We start from the raw sequence: 22751 nt of genomic DNA, 5'->3' as shown, positions 1-22751 counted from the left end.
GTAACATGTTGAAAGCTATCCATTACATAAATCAGTTTTTTGGACAAATTGGGGGAGAAGACAAGGCTGATTATCGGCCCTCTTTTCACACAGAGTTAGTTGGTTGCTCTAATATACTCAATTCTCTTCTTTCTGAAATTGAAATTACACATACTATCATCTGCGGGGACAATTATGTAAATGAGCATACAGAAGAAGCCCTTTCAGAGATCATTGGATGGTTGGAAAAAGAGGAATTTGACTTTTTCTTTGCCGGTCCGGCATTTATGGCTGGGCGATACGGAAGTGGTTGTGGCCTTATCTGTAAAGCTGTAGCGAATCATTTTAACGTGCCAGTAATTACATCTATGAATGAAGAGAATCCTGGCGTTGAATTGTTCAAGAAGGATATATACATCTTTAAAGGTGGTCGAAAAGCTACCTTTATGAAACAAGATGCGGAAAAGATGGCTCTTTTTGCAGATAAAATTGCTCGTAAAGAGGTCTTGGCTCCTGCTGTGGAAGAGGGATATTTCGGACGAGGCATTCGTCACCAATATTTTCCCAAACCATCAATTCCTGCCCATGATCGTCTCTTTAGCATGTTAATGAAAAAGTTGAAAGGTGAATCTTTTCAAACGGAGTTGCCTATTCCTGAACCAGATATTGTTCCTATTGCTTCAGCTGTAAAGGATATAACTAAGGCTAGAATTGCTTTAGTTACATCTGGTGGAATAGTACCTAAGGAAAATCCTGACAGGATACAATCTGCTTCTGCAACTATTTGGGGAGAGTATAACGTTTCTCAACTTGATAGGCTTCCTGCTGGAGATTTTGTAACAATTCATGCAGGTTATGATTCAGAAGCTGCTAATGCTGATCCTAACAGAGTCTTACCCCTTGATGCTCTGAAATATCTAGTAAAAGAAGAAAAGATTGGATCTGTAAACGATTATTATTTTGCAACAGTAGGTACGGGAACAACTCAAAAAGAAGCTTCACGAATGGCATTGGAGATTGTAGAAAAATTAAAAGAACAGGCTGTGGATGCTGTAGTTCTTGTGACTACCTGAGGAACCTGTACTCGTTGCGGGTCAACGATGGCTAAGGAAATAGAAAAAGCTGGCATTCCTGTTGTTGTAATTACAAATTTAACCGATATAGCTGCTTCTATCGGTCCTAATAGGATAGTTCAAGGAAGTTCCATTCCTCATCCACTTGGTAATCCTTCCCTTGAAAAAGATCAAGAATTCGAGTTTAGATTAGCAATTGTAAAGAAGGCTATTTTAGCCTTAACAGATGACATTCAGAAACAGACAGTCTTTGAATGAGGCTTTTATTACAGGAGAAGCTCGATAAGTTCAGTTTCTCCTGTTCTTCATAATTACTATTACTTTAACTTCGTGCAAAGAAGGGAGTATTATCAATGGGCAAAAGCAAGAAGATGAATCCAGTTTTTATTGTAGCGTTGTGTATCACTCTTTTTGTAGTTGTTTGGGGCATAGTTGATCCAGAAGGATTAGGTGTCGGAGCCAGTAATGTTTTTGATTTTTTAATAGCCAAATTTGGCTGGCTCTACGTTTCTGTAATGTCTTTACTTTTGCTTTTCTGTGTCATTATTGCTTTTAGCCGTTTTGGGAAAATTAAACTTGGTGATCCAGATTCAAAGCCGGAATTCAGCAATTTTTCATGGCTAGCCATGTTATTTTCTGGTTCTATGGGTATCGGTCTTGTCTTCTATAGCGTGGGAGAGCCTCTTATGCACTATATGGCTCCACCTTTAGCTGAACCTAGAACAGCTGAAGCTGCTGCGCAGGCAATGCAGATTACTTTTCACCATTGGGGACTTCACCCTTGGGCGGGTTTCTGCGTTATGGGACTTGCTATTGCTTATGCTCAGTATCGTCGTGGCGGAAAAGCTTTGGTTAGTAGTTTTATGATTCCCCTAACGGGAGAAGCCGGTCAGAAAAGTGTTGTTTGTAAAATAATAGATATATTGGCTATTTTTGCAACTTTGGCTGGATTAGCAACATCTCTTGGTCTTGGTGCTATGCAAATTACAAGCGGGTTGAATCATTTGCTTGGTTTACCAGATGCCTTTTCTACACAAATGAGTGTCATCATTGTAATTACTTGTATTTATGTGGCTGCAGCTGTCTCAGGAATCAATAAGGGAATCAAAATGATTTCTGATTTGAATCTATACATAGCTTTTGCGATTATGCTTGTAATGTTCGCAGTTGGCCCAACTGTATCAATTCTAGGCTCATTCCTTAATGGTATTGGTTACTATTTTAGTGGAATTGTAAAGCAATCTTTCTTAATGGCTCCTTATGGTGGAGCTCTCTCTAAATGGCTTGGAGGATGGACTGTCTTTTATTGGGCTTGGTGGATGGCCTGGGCTCCTTTCGCTGGTTCTTTTATTGCAAGAGTTTCTAAAGGACGCACCGTACGAGAGTTTATTATTGGAGCTCTTCTTACTCCCAGCTTAGGAACCTTTGTTTGGTTTGCAGTTTTTGGAACATCAGGTATTCATCTTGACATTGCAGGAATTGCTCCTGTAGGGCAAGCAGTTTTAGAAAATATCTCAACAGGTCTATATAAGGTTTTTTCTTATTACCCCTTAGGTCAGGTCTTATCTGGTCTTGCAGCTATTTTGGTTTCGACGTTTTTCATTACGTCTGGGCAAGCTGCTTCTCTTGTTCTAGCTATGTATTCTGAAGATGGTGAGATTAATCCTTCTAAAATTAAGATAGCAATTTGGGGCATTCTTTTAGCTGCTTTGGCGGCTGTTCTCTTAATGAGTGGAGGATTGAAGGCTCTACAGACAATTTCTATAGTTGCGGCATTTCCATTTTCTGTCGTTATGCTTATTGCTTGCGTGGCTATATGGAAAGGCTTTTCACAGGATCCTGTTGTTAAAAACGAAATAGCAGAACGTATGCGTAAAGATATGAATATGTAAATTGTAAAAATATTAATTCATATTGCTGTTTTTTAATACAAAGAGGGAAGAGCGCGAAAAAGCGCTCTTCCCTCTTTTAATGAAATCTGATAATCATAAACTGTTAGTATTACTCTGCTGGTATAAAATACTTGGGGAAAGAGAATTTTAATAAGGAGAGATAGATATGCTTGCGGATTTATTTGATGCCTTTTTCTTTGACCTTGATGGCGTAGTTTATATAAGCAGAGAGCTTACACCTGGTGCGCAAGAAGCCCTTTCTCGTTTGAGAGAAAGGGATAAAACTATTCGCTTTCTTACGAACAATCCTACGACGCGTAAACGAATTACGAAACGTTTGCATAGGATGGGTATTGATGCAAAAGATGAAGAAGTTATAACTTCAGGCTGGGTTACAGGTGTTTACGCTGCAGAACATGGAATAAGACGGGCTTGGGTTTTGGGTGATGATTATTTGAAAGAAGAAATAGCCAATGCTGGAGTCAAAATCGTTAATGACTTTACGTGCGATGCGGTTATTGCTGGATGGGGAGATTCAATAACTTTGGCTGAAATAAGGCGCGCTGCACTTGCCATTCATAACGGGGTAACTTTTATTGCTACGAATGCTGACTGTAATTTTCCATCGGAGAACGGGCCTCTAGCAGCTGTAGGAGCTGTCGTTGAAGCTCTTCATGTTGCATCTGGAAGGTCCCCTCAGATAATAGGCAAACCCTATTCCCCGATGTTTTTAAAGGCTTTAGATACATTAACTTTTTCGAGTGATAAAGCTGTTATGATTGGAGACACTCCTAGTGTGGATATTTTGGGTGCTCATCAAATAGGTATGCAAGCTATTCTTATGGGAGAGAATATTTCCTTTCCTTTCTCTAACGATTATAGAAATGCAGATGCTCATATTGTGACGTTACTAGATTTATTTGACCCTGATGTTTCAATAAGGGAATGGCAAGCACCTTCACATATTTGGCCGCAAAGTGTAGAACCAGGTGTAGCGGGTGTTGTCTTTAATGATAAGGGAGAAGTTCTCTTGATGAAACGAGCAGATAACGGATTGTGGGGCATTCCATCTGGGCACATTGAACCTGCTGAAAAGGTTGAGCATGCGATCATACGAGAAATTTTCGAAGAAACAGGATTGGAAGTGGAAGTACAACGTTTAATTGGTGTCTACTCGGATCCTGCATCACAAATTATTCGTTATCCAGATTTGAAAATTTGTCATTTTATTACAACATGTTTTGAGTGTAAAATGAAAGGAGGAATTTTGAAAAAAACAGGTGAGGAAACTCTGAATGCTGGTTTCTTTGATCCTCAAAAGTTGCCAACACCGTTGATGCCTATGCATCCACAATGGCTCTCTGATGCTTTGAGCCATTGCGAAAAATCCTACATTCGCTAAAAATCCTACTTTTTGCTGATTTTTTTAAGAGAAGAAACGTAAAATAGCTATCGTTTTTTGTGTGTACAATCGACATCTATTTTTATGGAGGAAGGCATATGAGTGAATTTCAGGATCAAAAGAAAAAAATGGCTAAAAAAATATGGGGAATTGCTGCCTTGGTGTTTTTTGCTGTGGGAGGTTTCCTTTTGATGGGAATTACTGGAAGGAAGACAGAGATTTCACCTGAAAAAGCATCGCGACCTGTAAAAACCATGACACTTCTAGCCCCTGAAGTTACTTTTCGGAGAATTTTCCCTGGAAAGGTTATTGCGTCAAAAACAGCAGAACTTTCTTTTCGTGTTTCAGGTCCATTAGTTGAGTTACCTGTGAAAAAAGGGGCATCAATTCAGCAAGGAAGTCTTATTGCTAGAATAGACCCACGTGATTTTAGAATTCAGTTAACTAATGCTCAAAGTGCACTCAGTAATGCTAGCGCGCAGTTGGATGCTATGAAAGCTGGTGCGAGAAAAGAAGAGATTTCAGCCTTATCATCAAAGGTTTCCTCGGCTAAAGCACGACTTTCGGAAGCAGAGACAGATTATCAAAGAATGAATCGACTCTTTGATGAAGGTGTTGTGGCGCAAGTTGACTTAGAAAGAGCTAAAACGACTTATGAAGTGGCAAAAGGTGAATTGAATACTGCAAGTCAGCAGTTACAGGAGGCACGAAGTGGCGCACGTGTTGAGGATATTAAAGCTATGGAGGCTACTATTCAGGGATTGAAAGCTCAAGTAGAAGCGGCTCAAAGTGCACTTAAGGATACGGAACTTAGAGCCCCTTTTAATGGAATTGTCGCAGAACGTTATGTAGATAACTATCAAAGCGTACAAAAAAACCAAACCATTATAAGTTTACAAAATCTTGAAAGGATAGAAATTATCATTTCTGTTCCAGAACAAGATATTATGCGAATTAAAACTTACAGAAGTCCTTCTTTTTTTGCGTCTTTCGAAGCTTCGCCTGGCAAAAAATATCCGTTAGAATTTAAAGAAATTACCACTAAAGCAGATCCTCAGACTCAAACATATGCTGCAACTTTTTCAATGCCTTATCCTGAAGATTTTATAGCTTTACCGGGAATGACAACGCAAATAGAAATAGTAGGTGAAGGGGAAACCAAAGGAACTGGTGATTTTCTTGTTCCTTCCATAGCTGTTGTTCCTGGAGAAGATACGAAACATTTTGTATGGATTGTAGACGAAAAAACAATGACTGTTCATAAGGCTGAAGTTTCTTTGCTTTCTTATAAAGATGATATGGCCATTATACGTGGGGGCGTTAACACTGGAAGCCGAATTGTTATTGCTGGTGTAAATTACTTGGTAGAAGGTGATTCTGTAACATTTTTTAACTCTGAGGAATAGAGAGGCTTATCATGAATATAGCGGAGTACTCCATACGGAAAAAGAATGTTACATGGTTTATTGTTGTGATAGTGGTCATTTTTGGCATTTTTGCCTATGGTAAATTAGGCAAACTTGAAGATCCTGCTTTCACAATCAAAACGGCTGTTGTGACAACTACGTATCCTGGAGCGACGCCACGTGAAGTTGAGGAGGAAGTTACGGAAGTTATAGAGAGAGCTGCTCAACAGATGGGGCAGATCGACAAAGTTCGTTCTCTTTCTCAAGAAGGGGTATCAATAGTATATGTTGACATCAAAGATATCTACACAGCTAAAGATTTGCCTCAAATATGGGATGAATTACGACGCAAGATAAATGATATACAAAGGCAATTGCCTCCGGGTGCTGGTCCTTCTCTTATAAACGATGATTATGGAGATGTATATGGCGTTTATTTTGCTTTGACTGGGGAAGGATATACATATAAAGAGTTAGAAGATTTTGCCGATTTTTTAAAAAAAGAATTGCTGCTTGTTCCTGGAGTTGCGAGTGTGGAAATTCATGGTACCCAGCAGGAGGCTATTTATGTTGAGATTTCTCGTCCTAAACTGACACAGCTTGGGATTTCTACCCAGGAAATTTTCCAAGCACTTCAAGCTCAGAATATTGTGGTTTCATCTGGAAAAGTTCAAGCGGGATCGGAGTATATTCGTATAACTCCAACAGGAGAGTTCTCTTCCGTCGCTCAAATAGGGGCTCTGATTTTTCCCTCTTCTTCTGGTACATTGATACGTTTGGCGGATGTAGCAACCATTACACGAGAATATGTAGCTCCTCCTCGTGCAATAGTACGATTTAACGGGACTCCAGCTATAGGTATTGGAATATCGAATATTGAAGGCGGCAACGTTATTACTATGGGGGAAGCCATTAAGAAAAAACTGAAAGAGCTTGAGCCCATGACTCCTGTTGGTATGGATTTAGGGTTGATTTATTATCAATCTGATACAGTGCGAGATGCGATTAATAACTTTTTAATGAATCTTTTGGAAGCTTTGATTATTGTTATCGCTATTTTACTGATTTTTATGGGCATTAGAAGTGGAATGCTTATTGGTGGAGTTTTATTGCTTACTATTTTGGCTACATTTATAGCGATGAAAATGGCGAAAATAGACCTTCATAGCATATCTTTAGGTGCTCTTATCGTTGCTCTTGGCATGCTTGTCGATAATGCTATCGTAGTTGCCGACGGTATTTTAGTTCGAATCCAGACGGGGAAAGAAAGAGTATCTTCGGCAATTGAAGTTGTAACCCAAACACAATGGCCATTGTTAGGTGCTACTTTTATAGCTGTTATAGCTTTTGCTCCAATTGGTTTGTCCCCTGATAGTACGGGGGAGTTTTGTAGAAGTCTCTTTCAAGTTGTAGGGATTTCTTTGCTTTTGAGTTGGATATTAGCTGTTACGGTCACACCTGTTGCAGGTGTACATTTTTTAAAAACGTCAGTCACTCAAGAAGGAAAGGATCCCTACGATACGAAATTATATAGAATGTATAGAACTTTCCTTGAAGTATGTCTCAGAAAGAGAAAAAGAACAGTAATTGTTTTAGTACTTTTGTTGGGATGTGCGCTTTTTGGTTTTACTTTTGTTGATCGATCCTTTTTCCCGAACTCTACGAGTCCAATGTTTACAATTGATTTCTGGCGTCCAAAAGGTGCGTATATAGACGAAACGTTAAAAGATGTTAAGAATGTGGAGTCTTTTCTTCTAAAACAACCTGAAACAAAATCTGTGGCAAGCTATGCTGGGCAGGGCGCACTTCGTTTTATTTTGACATATACTCCCAGCGATCCTTCAGATAGTTACGGCCATTTGATTGTAGAAAGTAGGAATTCTAAATCATCATCAATATTAAGCAATAAGGTTACTACCTTTATGACCGCAGAGATGCCAGATGTTGATCCTCGTGTTCGGTCATTTAGTAAAGGAACTGGAAGTGGCGCCAAAATTCAGGCTCGATTTATGGGAGAAGACCCCAAAGTTCTTAGAAATCTTGGGGATCAGGCCCTTTTAATCTTTAGAGGTGACTCAGATTCTATAAACATTAGAAGCGATTGGGGAGAGAAAGTCAAAATTATTCGACCTACTCTTGATGAAGTTCGAACTCGTCAGGCAGGGCTTTCCAGAACAGATATTGCAGCAGCGCTAGAGATGTCTTTTACAGGCTCAAAGGCAGGACTATATAGGGAAAATGACAAGTTACTACCTATCATAGTTGCATTGCCTAAAGCAGACAGAGCGAAACCGGGAACTTTACAAGATGTTCAGATTTGGAGTCCTCTCATGAAAAAATATATAACTTTGGGGCAGATAACAAAAAGTATTGATATTGTTGCAGAGGATCCCATTATTTATAGACGAAACAGAATGAGGACGTTGACTGTTGAATGTGACTCTCGTTCTGGTAATGCTGCCCTCCTTTTTTCTCGAGTCCGGCCTGATATAGAAGCGATAAAGCTTCCTATAGGGTATAAACTTGATTGGGGAGGTGAATATGAGAGTTCTCAAACGGCTCAAGGTGGCCTTATGGGAATGATCCCTATAGCGTTTATTGCTATTATCGTCATACTGGTAATTCTGTTTAACGGATTTAAGCAGCCAATAATTATTATGCTATGCCTTCCTCTTTCTATTATTGGAGTGACTGCGGGGTTGCTTCTTTTCAATAAATCTTTTGATTTTATGGCTTTGCTAGGATTTTTGAGTCTTACTGGAATGCTTATTAAAAACGCCATTGTATTGATTGACCAGATTGATTTGGAAATCAGAGAGGGAAAACATGGATTCGATGCTATTGTCGATTCAGCGGTAAGCCGAGCTCGGCCTGTATCTATGGCAGCTATGACTACCGTTTTAGGCATGATACCTCTTCTTTTCGACGTTCTTTTTTCAGCCTTAGCTGTTACCATTATGTTTGGTCTTGCTTTCGCAACGATTTTGACGCTCGTTGTCGTTCCTGTTTTTTATTCAATGTTTTTTAAAATAGGAGAAAAATAGGCAATGTTGTAACTTCATTTAAGAATGGAGCGAAGCCCCTTTTATGATTGTCGCCACAAAAGGGGCTTTTTATATCTTGATTTTATAATTCCTTTATGTAATATTAAAAATCATAATAGAGCTATTTAATTAGGATGTGGTGTTTATGTTAACTAATACGAATTACCAGATAGCTCTTCTTTCTCTTCTTGCTTCTTTAGGGGTAGAACTTATGAATGTTTCTTGGGACCGATCAGATGATGTTTTGGAGAAAGGTCTATCTCTTTTTGGTCAACTTCTTAATGTAGACCGCAGTTACATTTTTTTGTTTGAGGGGGATATTTCCAGGCAAATTGCAAGCAATACTCATGAATGGTGCGCTGAAGGTGTAACCTCTTTTAAAAATGAATTACAATCTCTTCCTACTAATAAATTTAGATGGTGGAGTCGTAAAATAAAAAATGATGAAATTATAGATTTACCTTCCCTTTCCGATATCCCTGACGATGCTACTCAAGAAAAAATGATTCTTGGTTTTCAAGGAATAATATCATTGTTGGTTGTTCCGATGACTTATAGGGGGCATTCTATAGGTTTTATCGGCTTTGATTCAGTGCGAGAACGTCGTTTTTGGACAGATGAAGAAATCTCTACGTTACGGCTTTTGGCAGGGATTTTTTCAAGTGCCTTAATTCGTTGGCAAAACGAGAAAAATGTTGCAGAACTTACGGAAAAATTAGAAAGTCAATTTCAGCAGACATCAAAAGATCTAAAACTTGTTCTTGAAAGTATTGGTGAAGGGTTTATTGAAATAAACAGTCAAGGTAATTTCCTTCACGTGAATAGTTCGTATTGCCAGATGATAGGGTATAACAGAGAAGACCTTCTTTCTATGACTTTGGCAGATGTGTGTCCTGAATTTCAAAAAAACCGGGCTTTTTTTAATACACTAAAAGAAAAACAAGGAACGCTGTCTTATTTTCATCACACTCATAAAGATGGTCATGTTTTAGAACTTACAGGTAACGGTTGTCATGTCCCTTATGATAATGGCCGTTTTTTTATTTTTGTATGGGACGTAACTCAAAAGCGTCAAATGGAGCGAGATTTGCGTGACGCCTTAGCACGATATGACCGTTTAATTGAAAACGCTGGAGAAATTATTGCTCGTTTTGCCGTCGATAATCTACAAGTTGATATGCTTAATCCGGTAGGAGAAAAATTGTCGGGCTACTCTCTTGAGGATTTTCAAAAAGATCCAGGTCTTACATATCGTTTAATGGATCCTGATTCTATGGAGACTTTTCAAAGAACATTAGAAATTCTCACAAAGAAAAAACAGAAAATAGACTCCATTGTTTTGACGTGGACCGTAAAGGGAGGACGTCGTATTGATCTTGAGCATACCCTTATCCCATTAAAAGATGAGCAAGGTGTAGTCAGATATGTGGAAAGTATTGCACGTAATGTAACAGAACGGCTTCGTATGGAAGAACTTATTCGCTACCAAGCAACACATGACGCCCTTACGGGACTTCCGAACAGATTGCTTTTTATTGATCGCCTGAATCAGGCAATAAAGCACGCCCTTCGCAGTGGGACCCTTGTAGCTGTGGCTTTTATGGATCTTGATAATTTTAAGAATGTCAATGATACCTGGGGGCATACTATGGGTGATAAGTTACTTGTTCAGGTTGCACGAAGACTCGAAACGATTTTACGAGATGTTGATACAGTTGCTCGAACAGGAGGAGATGAATTTCTCTTTGTGTTTACGGATGTTTTTAGTACAGAACAGGTTCTTTCAATTGCAAAGAGAATGCACATGACTCTTTCTTCTCCTTTCCATATAGACGAAATTGAAATTGCTATAACTCCTAGCATAGGAGTGAGCCTTTTCCCTGATCATGGGACTGACATTAATACATTACTGAAAAAAGCTGATTCTGCAATGTATTGTGTAAAACGCCGAGGAAGGAACGGAATAAAAATGTGGAGGGATTCAATCAAATAGATCTTTTATGGAGGTGCTTTTATAGATGACTTTTATTAGAAGATTCTGCTTCTTGGTTATTATTTCTATAGGAGTGGTTTTAAGTTGTTCCTTTCGAGGAGCAGCGGAAGAACCACTCCTTGTTTTTTGCGGAGCGGGTCTCATGAAACCGATGGACGAAATAAAGGTTTCATTTGAAGAAGAGACAGGCCTAACTGTTCGTATTGTTTACGGTGGTTCAGGAGAACTTTTTGGCATGATTTCTACAAGAAAAGAAGGGGATGTCTATATTCCAGGTGCGGAAAAGTATATTGAAGATGCACTACGTGAAAAAATGATTGTGGAAGACGAAATAACTGTTATTTGTTACCATGTTCCCGTTATTCTTGTTCCCAAAGGAAATCCCGCTCAAATACACTCTTTGGCAGATTTAGCTAAACCAGGTTTAAGACTTGCTTTAGCTGATGAAAAGGCAGCTGCTATCGGTAAGACAGGTAAGGCTATCTTAGAAAAGAATGCTCTTTACGAAGATGTGAAAAAAAATGTTGTAGTAAAACCTGGAACGACGAACCAGCTTTTGATGTATGTTGCAACATCTCAAGTCGATGGAACAATAGCATGGCACGATCAATCCACATGGGCGCAAGCTGATCAAAAGGTCGAAATTGTATCCATTCCCATAACGCAAAATAGTGTTAAAACAATTCCTGCAGCTATTATTTCGTACTCAAAACGCACAGACGATGCCCTTGCTTTTATAAAATACCTTGTTGCAGATTCAGGCAAAGTCGCTTGGAAACGTTGGGGTTTTCCTCTTGAAAAACCGGTAGAGTAATGAAAAATACGCTCTTTAAGCTATTTTTGTGGCTTATTTTCCTATTTTTTACAGGATTACTTTTCGCTGCCATTCTCTCGTTGTTTTTTATGTTGAATTTAGACGATATCCTTATTAATTTACGATCGGAAGAAATGTTTTATAGTTTGAAACTTTCGATCTTTTCGAGTGCTCTCTCTACATTCATTGTTATGGTTGTAGCTGTATCTTCTGGTTATGTGCTTGCTCGGTTTCAATTTCGAGGCCAACATTTATTTCGAACGATTATTGATTTGCCTATGGCTCTACCCGAATTAGTTTTAGGTTTATGTTTACTTTTACTTTTAGGGCAGGGGCCTCTTTCTCTCTGGTCTAAAAATATCGTTTTTTCAAAAGAGGCAATAGTAATTGCTCAAATTTTTACAGCGGCTCCTTATGCTATTCGTATTATGTACGGGACTTTTTGCAGCATAAATCCACGTTATGAGCTTGTTGCGAGAAGTCTAGGGTGTGATCTTGTCAGTTGCTTCTTCAGAGTTTCCCTTCCAATGGCTAAGGGGGGTTTTTTAGCAGCTATTGTAATTGCTTTTGCTCGAAGTGTTGGTTGTTTCGGTACAGTATTAGTTCTCGCAGGAGGGACTCGTATGTATACAGAAACCCTTCCAATTGCTCTTTTTCTTAATATATCTTATGGGAATTTACCAGTCGCTATTACTGCTGGCGTTGTTCTTATTGTTATATCTTTGCTTTCTATCCTTATTTTTGAATGTATGAATCGAGATGTTTTTGTATGACCCCCCTTTTAGAAGTAAGCAATCTGTCGGTGGAACTTGGAATCTTTTCTCTTAGAAATGTCTCTTTTCAAGTAGATGAAGGAACATATTGTTGTGTTATAGGTGCTTCTGGGGCTGGAAAAAGTGTTTTGCTTGAAACTATAGCGGGAGGGTTTGTTCCTTCTTCTGGAAAGGTCTTTTTAAATGATGTAGATATAACATCTTGGCCGCCGGAAAAAAGAAAATTAAGCATCGTCTATCAGGATTATATGCTATTCCCTCATCTTTCTGTTTTTGAAAATATAGCTTTTGGCCTTCGAAATCAGAGGATGCCCCATAGTGATATTAGAACTCAAGTCTATTCTATGGCTAAAATGTTGCAAATAGAGCTTCTTTTACAACGGAACGTTACAACACTATCTGGAGGAGAGCAACAACGGATTGCTTTAGCTAGAGCTCTTGTTATACGGCCTCAAATTTTGCTTTTAGATGAAGCTTTTAGTGCCCTTGATATAGTTACAAGAGAGCGAATGCGCAAATGTATCAAGGCGTTAGTTAAAGAGCTTGGAGTTACGGTTTTACACGTTACTCATGATATGGAAGACGTATGGACATTGGCTACTCACGTTGTCGTTATTCAGAACGGCTGTCTTTCTCAAATTGGGAGACCAGATGATATCTTTCAAAAACCTCAATCTTTTCATGTGGCTTGTCTTGTGGGAGCAAAAAATATTTTTGAAGGGGAGGGATGTGACACCTTAGAAGGAGAACCTTATGCCATAGATGTGGATGGAGTATTTATCCGCACAACAGATTATGTAAAACCCAACGAGAGAGTTGCTCTCTCTATCCGTCCAGAAGAAATTATTGTAGCCACAGAGCCATTTTATTCGTCTGCTCGTAATGTTTTAAAGGTAAAAGTTGATGAGGTTTCTTTACGTGGCCCGCTTGTCTGGATTCGTACACAATGGAATTCAACCTTTATCTATACCGTTGTAACGAGAAGTGCCTTTGATGAGTTGCATCTTAGAGAAGGAGGGCATTGCTTTTTGATGTTTAAGGCTCGTTCTGTTCGAGTCCTTTCTCATCTATAGAGAAAGGCAAGCGAGAGTTTCAACGTGGTATGTATTAGGGAAAAAGTCGTAAGGCGTAATATGCTTTACTTCATACCCTTTTTCTTCAAGGTAGAGAAGGTCTCGTGCGAGAGTTCCTGCACTGCAAGAGAGATATGCTATACGCTGTGGACGTGCTTTTATTGCAAGCCATTCGCGAACATCGGGTTCGATTCCTGTTCTGGGGGGATTCACGTAGGCCAGTCTTTTATTTATTGGGATTGATTTAATCCATTCATTGAGTTGCGGCAGGCGTTGACTGCATGTTCCCCGTAAAAGACGCGCACCTGGTGCGTTAATCGCGGCATTTTCAATGGCTTCAGCTGAGGTTTCTACACCTATTGCTGCGGAACCAGCATCCGTCCATTGTCGAAGAGTGGCTCCGCTTCCAGAATAGAGATCGAGAATGCCGCTATCTTTTTGAGGGGAAAGAAATTTAATCGTTTCAAGAAGAGAGTGGTTGTATAGTTCAGGAATTAATTGCTGAAAAGCTGTGGGGCCGTATATAAGACCGTGTTCATTGTAAGAACGAGGTTTTCCCCATAGTAGTTTCCAAACTCCACTGCCAAAGAGCCTTCTTCCAGCACTTGGGTGAAGGTGAAGCCAGAGTCCTTCCAATCCAGTTTGGTTAAGGCTGTTTAGTGTGTTTTTTAACCAATCAAGGTTGGGCAACTCTTTTGTTTTTAATATAAGTGTAGCTTGTGCGCCTGCCTGTACATAAATCGAGAGAGGAAACAGTGTAAATGGAGGCATTTTTGAAGAAAGCCACGTAAGCACATTCTTAACAGTTGCGGAATGAATAGGACACTCTTGCAACGAAATGACCTGCTTGCGCACGTTCATTCCAAATATCCAACGATATGAGTTCCATTCAGCTATCAGACTGACTTTATTTCTATATCCCCAACGTCTTTCTGGTAACGGGGAAACAATTGGGCTTAAGGCGTATGTCCAATGAGACAAAACTCCTTTTAGCCATGTTTCTTTTTGAATTTCACTATCTTTTTGACTCATCATGCGATGGGCACAAGCTCGGCATTTTAGGTTGCAGCCAACAGGCAGTTTATTCATAAATCAGACAGTCTCTTTCTTTAGTTTTATGATGTAGCACATATTATAGCGTAAGATTTTTTTGTTTCTTTGTTTTTATAAAAGGTATAGGGGGGTAATTTTCTGAGGCCTTTTTCTTAGGTTAAACATGCCTAACGTTTCAGTTCTTCAGTTTTCATAATGCTATACTTTATATGTATTTTTATTATATCTCTGTTGCTAGACTGTTGTATTAGGAAGGTACATGGAGAAAACATATGATGATGGAAAAGGAAGAATCTCTCGAAAAGATTTATTTTAAAAGTTTATTTAATAACGCTCCAGATTCCGTTGCATTAGTTGATACTGATGGATACATATGCGATGTTAATTCTTATTTTGAAACAGTTTTTAAAGTAAAAAGAGAAAATATTATTGGTCAATCTGTTATAGGAAGTACTATCCCGGTTTACTTTCACGAGAGAGCTATTCGAACTTTCGATTTAATATTGGAAGGAGAGAGAGGCCCTTTCAATGATGTTTTGTGTGTCAAGCATGATCAGACAACTTTTCCCTGTCGTGTTTCCGCGATTCCGATCTTCTCTGATTCGGAAATAATCAATGCGTATATTATTTTTCATGATCTGACTGAAGAGTATGAAAGAGATAGGCAGCTTTTATACGCTTCCGCTGTAGTAAAGGAGAGTCCCGTTGTCCTCTTCAGATGGAAAACGACAGAAGGATGGCCTATTGTTTATGTGTCAGAGAATGTAAGTCGTTGGGGGTATATTCCTGACTATATATTGGCAGGAGAGAAAAGTTATCTTGATCTGATTTACGAATTAGATAGACAAAAGGTTATTAACCAAGTGAAGGCCCATGAGGAAGCTGAAGATGAAGAGTACGAAATGGAGTATCGAGTCGTAACTGGGGATGGCCAAATTATCTGGGTTGACGAACGAACTTCTGTCTTTAGAGACGATTATGGTAAACCTGTATATTATCAAGGCACCGTAGCAGACGTAACTGCCCGCAAAAATGCAGAAATTGCCCTATCAAACAATCTAGAAAACGTAAGACGCGCGTGGAATCAGACCATTGAGGTTATGGCACTTACTTCAGAAATGAAAGATCCCTTTAGTGTAGGGCATCAGAAAAGAGTGGCTTCATTATCTCGGGCAATAGGTGAAGAGCTTGGACTAGAGAAAGAGATTGTTGATAACCTCGAAAAAGCAGCTTTGGTTCATGATATTGGGAAGGTAGAAATTCCCTCTGAGCTTTTAAATAAGCCTGGTCCTCTAACAGATGTTGAATTCAAACTTGTGCAGACTCATTCGGAAGTTGGTTTTATCATTTTGAGTCGTATAGAACTTCCGTGGCCTTTGGCTGAAATAGTATATCAGCATCATGAGCGTATGGATGGCTCAGGCTATCCTCGTGGTTTGAAGGGAGATAAAATTTTATTAGCTTCTCGAATTATCGGTGTAGCTGATGTCGTAGAAGCGATGGCCTCCCATCGTCCTTATCGTCCGAGTCTTGGAATAGATGTAGCACTTGAAGAAATAGAAAAATTAAAAGGTACAGCTTTAGATTTAGACGTTGTGAATGCTTGTATTAAGCTGTTTAAAGAAAAGGGGTTTAGCTTTTAGCATATCGTTATTCCTACGGTTGTTTTTTACTTGATCCTGCTTTATAAAAAACATGGCAATATGATTTAAGATCATAGAAAGGAGGGAACGCTGTGTCTCGAATTGGTAAAATAATTTTTTTGATGAGCATTATTTGTGTAGGGAGCATCCTTCTCATGACTCAACCCCTTTATGCTGAAGCTAGAGATGTTCGAGTAGATCTCGGAGCAGACGAAAATAAATTAAGATGGTATATGGTAAAAGTCGATGAAGTTGAAGGAATGCCGCTAACAACATTACGTGTCTATTATGCAGCAGCTGCTGGAAAGAAAAAAATGGTTCAGGCCTTAGTTTCTGAGGCAAATCTGGATGAAGCGAAGGCTCAAACTCTTTATTTCAGCGAATATGACTATGTATTTCATACCACGGATAATACATATGGCATATCATCTGCCCGTCATTATGATATGGGAGGGCATGAGCTTTTTTCTGCTGACGTGAATTTTCAGGATATGCAGTGGATGGATGTCCTTGAGAACTCCATCCCTTATAAAGCACGTGCAGCCTATAATAAGCTTTAATTATTTGTCTATATAAAAGGTAAATTTTTTCTTCTCAAAAATATCAATACAGTGGTTTACTACTGAGGAGTCGAAGGTTATTCCGGCTCCTCTTTTTATTTCCTCAAGAGCTTCTTCTATTGTATGTGCTGGGCGATACGAACGTGGCGATGCCATTGCCTCTATAACATCGGCAACAGCTAATATACGAGCTTCAAGAAGAATATCTTTACCTTTCACCCCTTCAGGATATCCAGATCCGTCCAATCGTTCATGATGTTGAAGCACTATTTCTGCTACAGGCCACGGGAAGCGAACATTTCGCAAAACTTCATAGCCGAACCGAGGGTGTTGTTTTACAACATCATATTCAAGAGGAGAAAGAGTTGCAGGTTTAGTGAGTATTTCTGAAGGAATATATAGCTTGCCCAAGTCATGTACGAGAGCAGTATTATATACGGCTTCTATTACCGCATCCGGTAAACCCATTTCGCGTGCAATTGCCAGAGATAATTGTGCCACTCTGTTTTGGTGTCCATAGGTGGAATTGTCTTTCATTTCGATAACATTGCCTATAGTAGATATTGTAGAGTTAAAAGTTTCTCTGAGTCTGTCAATTGTTTGGAGCAAAATTTCTTGCTGTTTTTTCCGTTTAAAAGCTTCTCCAAGTGTTTCTGCTAAAATTTTTAGACTTGAAGCATAGCGAATAAAATGCCATGGTTGAGATGTTTTATTTTGCACCAAAAGAAGAACAGTCGCATTGCTTGATCCGTTATCAATGGGGACTATGTTCACATTAAAAAGACATCCTTTAGAGTCTTTTATATCAACTTCAATGGGTTCGTACCTTTTAAAGAGTTCTTGTTGTTCAGGAGTGAGGTCTAGTGTAATTGTCTCTTTTAAGAGATTACTATTTTGAAATACATATGAATTCCAGACGTGAAATAGACGAAAAGATGAACTATCTTCTTGAGGAAAATAAAGCGCGCATGAAAGCAAACCAAGGCGTGTTCCAATTTCTTGAAGAACACTTTTTATTGTTTCATCGAAGGGACCTGAAAGTACCAATCTTGAAGAAACAGTAGAAAGTAACGTTTCGAGATGAAAACGTTGGGCTAGTGCATTTTGTTGGTTTTTTTGATGTGTAATATCTCTAAAAAGCAAAAATGCTTCCTTTTTGTTATTCGATAACAGAACAGGAAAGCCGCTAATTGAAACGGGAAAAGTAATTCCATTATTTTTAGTTCTATACCTATGTACATCTTTGATAGGATAAGAAATAGCTTTTTGAACCAAGGAAAGGTTATCTTTATGACTTGAGCTTGATTGGCTAATAATTTGACCAACTTCTTTCCCTTCGATGTCTTCGTCTGTATAGCCGAACATACGGCGAAACCCATTATTAGCCAGTATGATACATCCTTGCTCATCGATAGCAACAATTCCATCAGGAGCTCCATCCATAAGTCCGCTAAGGTTTTTCTTTTCTTTTATTAGCTTTAAATTAATAAAACGTCGCCGGTATATCTTGAAAAGGAGCAGCAGGATCAATGTTACTAAAGTAGCGATAACGACAAAATTGATAGTTATCAATCGAAAATTATCTTTTATATCTTTAAAAGGGTCTTTTATAATGGTACTTCCTGCCGGAAGTTTCTCTTGGGGAATAGCGTGTTTTTTTAACTCTCTATAGTTAAAAATCCATTGTGCCATTTCACTTTCATTAAAAGGTATCTCTGATGGTTTCTTTCCATGCATAATTTCAAGAGCCATCTTCGCAGCCAATATTCCAAAGCGCTCTCCTGAATGGATTGCTCCGCCAATGATCCCATCCTTTCCTATAGCTTCTGGTAGATTGGAGTAAATAGGAAAATCTCCTGTAAAGCAAAGTTTTTTAATGCTTTCATCAGTACTTAAAAACATCTTTTCTTTACTTGAGGCCAAAGGAGAAGCGAGCAATATGGCTGTATTTTGGGGATTTTGCTCTGATAATATAGAACATACCTTTTCTATAGGATATGACATTAAAAAACTAATATTTATATACTGCTTTTTATCTTGAGCAATATGTAAAAGTATGTTCATGTTTGTTTCGCTGATTAGTGAACTATCGCCTATAACAATTATTTTTTTTAGATTTGGATGAAAACGAATAATCGCATCAATCGTTTTGTTATAAGGTATATGTTTTACTATCCCCGTGAAGCTTTTTCGTAAAGATGACTCTTTTAAAAGAGATATGTCACTTATCCCTGTAAATACTACTGGGGTATTGGGGAAAACCTTGTTTCTGAAACGGACAAGAAAGCGAAAGGCCTCATCCCCCTCGCTAATAATGACGCGGAGATGGAAAGGGAAATACTTCATGAAAAATTGTTCTTGTAACGAACTATTTATTGTTTGATTGAGTAAACGTTGACTATCCATGTACTCTGTAAACGGGTCTATTTGTAAGTCGCTTTTTTGAAAAGTAGACAGAATGCTCTGAGAGAGGCATTCTGTCCATGCGTTTTCTTGATCATAAGAGTGGAGGATGAGAATAGGAAGTTTATCACGACAAAAAACTCCCTTCGGGGCAATAATGAACACCCCTAAAATGAAAAGAAAATAAAGTTTTTGAAGAACCTTTTTCTTTTCCTCCATTTTTTCCTCCAATAACAAGTATTTATATTAGTTTTCTTCTAGATCACTCTTTTTCATAGAAAGGGAAATACGCTTTCTTCCCAAATCTATTCCCGTTACAGCGACCTTTACACGTTGCCCTGGTGAAACGATAGCATGCGGAGAAGCGACATATTTATCAGAAATTGCACTTATGTGCACGAGTCCGTCTTGGTGTACGCCAATGTCTACAAAGGCTCCGAAAGCAGTAACATTCGTTACAATTCCAGGAAGAATCATGCCTTTTTTTAGATGAGAGATTTCTGTTACGCCTTCTGCAAAGGCAAATTCCTCAAAACTGCATCGTGGGTCTCGCCCAGGTTTTTCAAGTTCTTCCATAATATCTTGTAATGTCGGGAGCCCTACTTCTTCTGTAATATATTTGGATATATCGATCTTTTTTCTAATATCTACTTTTTCAATAAGATCCTTCACCGTTACACTTAAATCGGAGGCCATCCTTTTTACCAATGTATAATTTTCTGGATGCACGGCAGTGTTGTCGAGCGGATTTTTCCCTCCTGGTATTCGTAGAAATCCAGCGCATTGTTGGAATGATTTTGGGCCAAGACGTGGGACTTTTTTTAGGTCGTTTCGTGACTCAAAAAGTCCGTTTTCTTCTCTGTATTTTACAATATTGCTGGCTAACTGAGGGCCTATTCCTGAAACGAAGGAGAGAAGTTCATAACTAGCCGTGTTAATATCAACTCCGACTGCGTTAACACAACTGATTACAACATCATCAAGAGCTCTTTTTAAAGCCTTTTGATCAACATCATGCTGGTATTGACCAACTCCCAAAGAACATGGGTCAATCTTTATTAGTTCTGCTAATGGGTCCATAAGTCTTCTGCCTATAGAAACTGCACCTCGTACCGTTACATCATAATCTGGGAATTCTCTTCTGGCTGTTTCTGATGCTGAGTAAATCGAAGCGCCGCTCTCGTTAACCATGGTAATAATGATGTTTGAAGTGATAGGTAGCTCCTTTATAAAAGCTTCAGTCTCTCTTCCTGCAGTTCCATTTCCGATAGCAATAGCCTCTATAGAAAATGTATCTATTAGACTTAAAATTTTAGTTTGAGCTCCATCTTTTTTGTTTATTGGCGGATGTGGATATATGGTTTCATTATGAAGAAGGCTCCCCTGTTTATTCAGACAAACAACCTTACAGCCTGTTCTAAAGCCTGGGTCTATTGCCAAGATATTCTTATGTCCGAGAGGTGGTGTCATAAGAACTTCTCTTATATTTTGAACAAAAACGGAAATAGCTTCTTCATCGGCTTTTTTCTTGAGCGCATTTCGTAGTTCTGTTTCCATAGAAGGTGTAATGAGTCGCTTGTAACTGTCATTAATGGTTTCTTCGAGAAGAGAGGCTTCTTCCCCCTCACTTTTAATAAAAAGTTTCTTTAGCTGAGTAATGCAAAGGGCGTCATCAGGCCGTGCTCGAAGGGAAAGTTTACCCTCTTTTTCACCTCGAAATAAAGCTAAAATACGATGAGATGGTGTGCTGATAGCTCTTTCTTGCCACTCAAAGTAGTCTTTATATTTTTCCATTTCATCGGGTTCTTCCGAAGCCCGAGATGAATAAATAAAACTATGCTTGGCGAATATTTTGCGGCACAGGTTACGAGCCAGCGTGTCTTCACTGATTTTCTCGGCGATAATATCAAGAGCCCCTTGTATGGCTTCATTTTCATTTGCTATTCCCTTGTCTATGTCAATAAATTTTTGAGCTTCTTGGTGGGGAATAGTTCCTTCTTGATTCATAATTTTAAGCGCTAAGGGTTCTAGTCCTTTTTCTATAGCGGCACTTGCCCTTGTTTTACGTTTGGGGCGATAAGGAAGGTACAAATCTTCCAGTGTTGTCAGGTTATTAGCTGCATAAATCTTCTCTTCTAACTCTTCTGTAAGAATGTCGCGTTCTTGCAGTGATTTCAAAATAGAATCTTTTCGTTTAGTTAACTCTAGAAGTTCTTCTCGTCGATCTCGAATTTGTGTAATAGCTACTTCATCAAGACTACCTGTTGCTTCTTTACGATAACGAGCAATGAAAGGAACAGTGCAGCCTTCGTCAAAGAGAGAGAATACTGCTTGTACTTGTGTTGTTGAGATGTTCATCTCTAAAGCAATAGGTTTTTCAAATTTTGTTTTAGATTGGGCCATATAAGGTTGAACCTCCTGCATGAATCTTATTTTTAGTATAGTACCATGTTTTTTTGTTTACGCATTTGCCTAAAAAATGGTAAAATTTAAAATAGTTTAGAGGTGATTGCTGTGGAATCATGGAAAAAGATGATCTACAAGATGTTTGATTTACTTTATATTCCTGAGAGTTTGGAGAAAATAAAAGGACGTGTTGTTTTGCATGTCTCTGATACTCCTTCGTCTTTTTATTCTTGTTTAAATAAATTAGTTACTTTCCTTGATCCTTTGGCAATTATACATACTGGCGATCTTGTTGATGAAATAAAATTAGGATTATTACCAAATCGACTCGCCCTTTATTCTAAAAAGTTACGTTTGTTAGCTCGGATTTTAGAAGGGGAAGAAAAAAGAAAAGTTTGTATTGTTACAGGAAATCACGATAACAAAGATGTTGTAGAGCAGGTTTTTCACACTAGCCAAATAGTAAATTGGAGTGGCTCTTTCGATGTTTGTGGTCTAAAATTAAATGTGAGCCATGATTTCCAGGGACTTCCTTCAATGGAAGGTGATTTAAATCTTTTTGGGCATAACGAATTTGTGCCTCAGAGTGATAGCAATAAAACATACTTGAATGGGTTAATGTCTATACATTGCATTGTTCCAGATAATGGAGATATTTATACATTACCATATCCGAGATTTGTGGATCAAAATAGACTTTTGAAAAGAAAATGTGGATTATAGGGCTAACTTTCTTGGGAAAAAGTCGTATTTGCTGATTTTTATTGCAAAACACTTGTCAAAAGCCGCACAATACGACTATACTTGATTTGTTTCAAATAGTGAAACTCGCTGATCCATTAAATGTTCCTGTTTTTATATTCTTGCGGCGCTACTCAAGGGAGGTCGAATTTCATGGAAGTGCTCAAAGTCTCTGCAAAGTCGCAACCAAAATCCGTCGCTGGTGCTATCGCAGCAGTTCTTCGCGAAAAAGGGGCGGTTGAGGTTCAAGCAGTGGGAGCCGGTGCGGTTAACCAGTCAGTGAAATCTATTGCTATCGCCCGGGGTTATGTAGCTCCTAATGGAATTGATCTTGTTTGTATTCCGGCTTTTGCCAAGATTGAAATTGACAACGAAGAAAGAACGGCCATTAAGTTCCAACTCGAGTCACGTTAGAAATTAGTTTTTTATGCCGTAAGGAAGCATGAGACAGGCGTAACGGTGATTAGGCCGTTGCGCTTTTCTATTTTATAGCCTT

16 protein-coding genes are annotated in these 22751 nt (G+C 38.7%); 13 read left to right on the top strand and 3 right to left on the bottom strand.

Features of this window, described 5'->3' with window-relative positions:
* Positions 1-5 precede the first annotated feature (5 nt).
* The 9 genes from RBH88_RS07735 to RBH88_RS07695 all read left to right on the top strand — a co-directional run bounded on the left by RBH88_RS07735 (position 6) and on the right by RBH88_RS07695 (position 13449).
* The gene (locus tag RBH88_RS07735; RefSeq protein ID WP_213699704.1) at positions 6-1310 is read left to right on the top strand and encodes a glycine/betaine/sarcosine/D-proline family reductase selenoprotein B; all 1305 of its coding nucleotides are present in this window, start codon (positions 6-8) and stop codon (positions 1308-1310) included.
* A gap of 95 nt (positions 1311-1405) precedes the next feature.
* Positions 1406-2944 carry a BCCT family transporter gene (locus RBH88_RS07730; protein WP_213691911.1) on the top strand — a complete coding sequence of 513 codons (1539 nt, stop codon included), beginning with the start codon at positions 1406-1408 and terminating at the stop codon, positions 2942-2944.
* Between the two features lie 166 nt (positions 2945-3110).
* Positions 3111-4346, top strand: coding sequence for an HAD-IIA family hydrolase (locus tag RBH88_RS07725; protein ID WP_213691910.1), 1236 nt, complete (start codon positions 3111-3113; stop codon positions 4344-4346).
* A 98-nt stretch (positions 4347-4444) separates the two neighbouring features.
* On the top strand, positions 4445-5752 hold the full coding sequence (locus tag RBH88_RS07720) for an efflux RND transporter periplasmic adaptor subunit (protein ID WP_213691909.1): 1308 nt from the start codon (positions 4445-4447) through the stop codon (positions 5750-5752).
* 11 nt (positions 5753-5763) lie between these two features.
* Complete coding sequence (locus RBH88_RS07715; RefSeq protein ID WP_307879512.1) at positions 5764-8796, top strand: efflux RND transporter permease subunit; 3033 nt, start codon at positions 5764-5766, stop codon at positions 8794-8796.
* A 145-nt stretch (positions 8797-8941) separates the two neighbouring features.
* Positions 8942-10789, top strand: coding sequence for a diguanylate cyclase domain-containing protein (locus tag RBH88_RS07710; RefSeq protein WP_213691907.1), 1848 nt, complete (start codon positions 8942-8944; stop codon positions 10787-10789).
* Positions 10790-10814: 25 nt separating this feature from the next.
* On the top strand, positions 10815-11603 hold the full coding sequence (modA, locus tag RBH88_RS07705; RefSeq protein WP_213691906.1) for a molybdate ABC transporter substrate-binding protein: 789 nt from the start codon (positions 10815-10817) through the stop codon (positions 11601-11603).
* Complete coding sequence (locus RBH88_RS07700) at positions 11603-12376, top strand: ABC transporter permease (protein WP_213699708.1); 774 nt, start codon at positions 11603-11605, stop codon at positions 12374-12376. Before modA ends, RBH88_RS07700 begins: the two co-directional genes overlap by 1 nt.
* Positions 12373-13449, top strand: a complete 1077-nt coding sequence (locus RBH88_RS07695) for an ATP-binding cassette domain-containing protein (RefSeq protein WP_307879511.1) — start codon at positions 12373-12375, stop codon at positions 13447-13449. The genes RBH88_RS07700 and RBH88_RS07695 overlap by 4 nt, the downstream gene beginning before the upstream one ends.
* On the opposite strand, the gene RBH88_RS07690 is transcribed toward RBH88_RS07695, so the two are convergent.
* Positions 13444-14538 carry a class I SAM-dependent RNA methyltransferase gene (locus tag RBH88_RS07690; protein ID WP_307879510.1) on the bottom strand — a complete coding sequence of 365 codons (1095 nt, stop codon included), beginning with the start codon at positions 14536-14538 and terminating at the stop codon, positions 13444-13446. The genes RBH88_RS07695 and RBH88_RS07690 overlap by 6 nt on opposite strands.
* 236 nt (positions 14539-14774) lie before the next feature.
* Here RBH88_RS07690 and RBH88_RS07685 point away from each other — a divergent pair, with 236 nt between their 5' ends.
* On the top strand, positions 14775-16145 hold the full coding sequence (locus tag RBH88_RS07685; RefSeq protein WP_213695818.1) for an HD domain-containing phosphohydrolase: 1371 nt from the start codon (positions 14775-14777) through the stop codon (positions 16143-16145).
* A 92-nt stretch (positions 16146-16237) separates the two neighbouring features.
* Complete coding sequence (locus tag RBH88_RS07680) at positions 16238-16705, top strand: hypothetical protein (protein WP_213690335.1); 468 nt, start codon at positions 16238-16240, stop codon at positions 16703-16705.
* Here the strand turns inward: RBH88_RS07680 and RBH88_RS07675 are convergent, their stop codons facing one another.
* Positions 16706-19327, bottom strand: a complete 2622-nt coding sequence (locus RBH88_RS07675) for an ABC transporter substrate binding protein (protein ID WP_307879509.1) — start codon at positions 19325-19327, stop codon at positions 16706-16708.
* A gap of 27 nt (positions 19328-19354) precedes the next feature.
* Positions 19355-21511, bottom strand: a complete 2157-nt coding sequence (locus tag RBH88_RS07670; protein ID WP_213690333.1) for a Tex family protein — start codon at positions 21509-21511, stop codon at positions 19355-19357.
* 111 nt (positions 21512-21622) lie between these two features.
* Between RBH88_RS07670 and RBH88_RS07665 the strand changes: the two genes are divergently transcribed.
* Complete coding sequence (locus RBH88_RS07665) at positions 21623-22237, top strand: metallophosphoesterase (RefSeq protein ID WP_213690332.1); 615 nt, start codon at positions 21623-21625, stop codon at positions 22235-22237.
* 171 nt (positions 22238-22408) lie between these two features.
* Entirely contained in the window at positions 22409-22669 is a 261-nt protein-coding gene (locus RBH88_RS07660; protein ID WP_213690331.1) for a stage V sporulation protein S, read from the top strand.
* The last annotated feature ends 82 nt before the right edge of the window (positions 22670-22751 follow it).

This window comes from Aminobacterium sp. MB27-C1, assembly GCF_030908405.1.
GTDB lineage: Bacteria > Synergistota > Synergistia > Synergistales > Aminobacteriaceae > Aminobacterium.
Note: the sequence above shows the minus strand (reverse complement) of the source record. Positions and strands in the feature narration are given on the sequence as shown.

Bases quoted from the DNA above. Each gene is read 5' to 3' on its own strand.
- RBH88_RS07690 (WP_307879510.1), bottom strand. From the start codon at position 14,538: ATGAATAAACTGCCTGTTGGCTGCAACCTAAAATGCCGAGCTTGTGCC.
- RBH88_RS07730 (WP_213691911.1), top strand. From the start codon at position 1,406: ATGGGCAAAAGCAAGAAGATGAATCCAGTTTTTATTGTAGCGTTGTGT.
- RBH88_RS07670 (WP_213690333.1), bottom strand. From the start codon at position 21,511: ATGGCCCAATCTAAAACAAAATTTGAAAAACCTATTGCTTTAGAGATG.
- RBH88_RS07675 (WP_307879509.1), bottom strand. From the start codon at position 19,327: ATGGAGGAAAAGAAAAAGGTTCTTCAAAAACTTTATTTTCTTTTCATT.
- modA (WP_213691906.1), top strand. From the start codon at position 10,815: ATGACTTTTATTAGAAGATTCTGCTTCTTGGTTATTATTTCTATAGGA.
- RBH88_RS07685 (WP_213695818.1), top strand. From the start codon at position 14,775: ATGATGATGGAAAAGGAAGAATCTCTCGAAAAGATTTATTTTAAAAGT.
- RBH88_RS07695 (WP_307879511.1), top strand. From the start codon at position 12,373: ATGACCCCCCTTTTAGAAGTAAGCAATCTGTCGGTGGAACTTGGAATC.
- RBH88_RS07715 (WP_307879512.1), top strand. From the start codon at position 5,764: ATGAATATAGCGGAGTACTCCATACGGAAAAAGAATGTTACATGGTTT.
- RBH88_RS07725 (WP_213691910.1), top strand. From the start codon at position 3,111: ATGCTTGCGGATTTATTTGATGCCTTTTTCTTTGACCTTGATGGCGTA.
- RBH88_RS07720 (WP_213691909.1), top strand. From the start codon at position 4,445: ATGAGTGAATTTCAGGATCAAAAGAAAAAAATGGCTAAAAAAATATGG.
- RBH88_RS07700 (WP_213699708.1), top strand. From the start codon at position 11,603: ATGAAAAATACGCTCTTTAAGCTATTTTTGTGGCTTATTTTCCTATTT.
- RBH88_RS07660 (WP_213690331.1), top strand. From the start codon at position 22,409: ATGGAAGTGCTCAAAGTCTCTGCAAAGTCGCAACCAAAATCCGTCGCT.
- RBH88_RS07710 (WP_213691907.1), top strand. From the start codon at position 8,942: ATGTTAACTAATACGAATTACCAGATAGCTCTTCTTTCTCTTCTTGCT.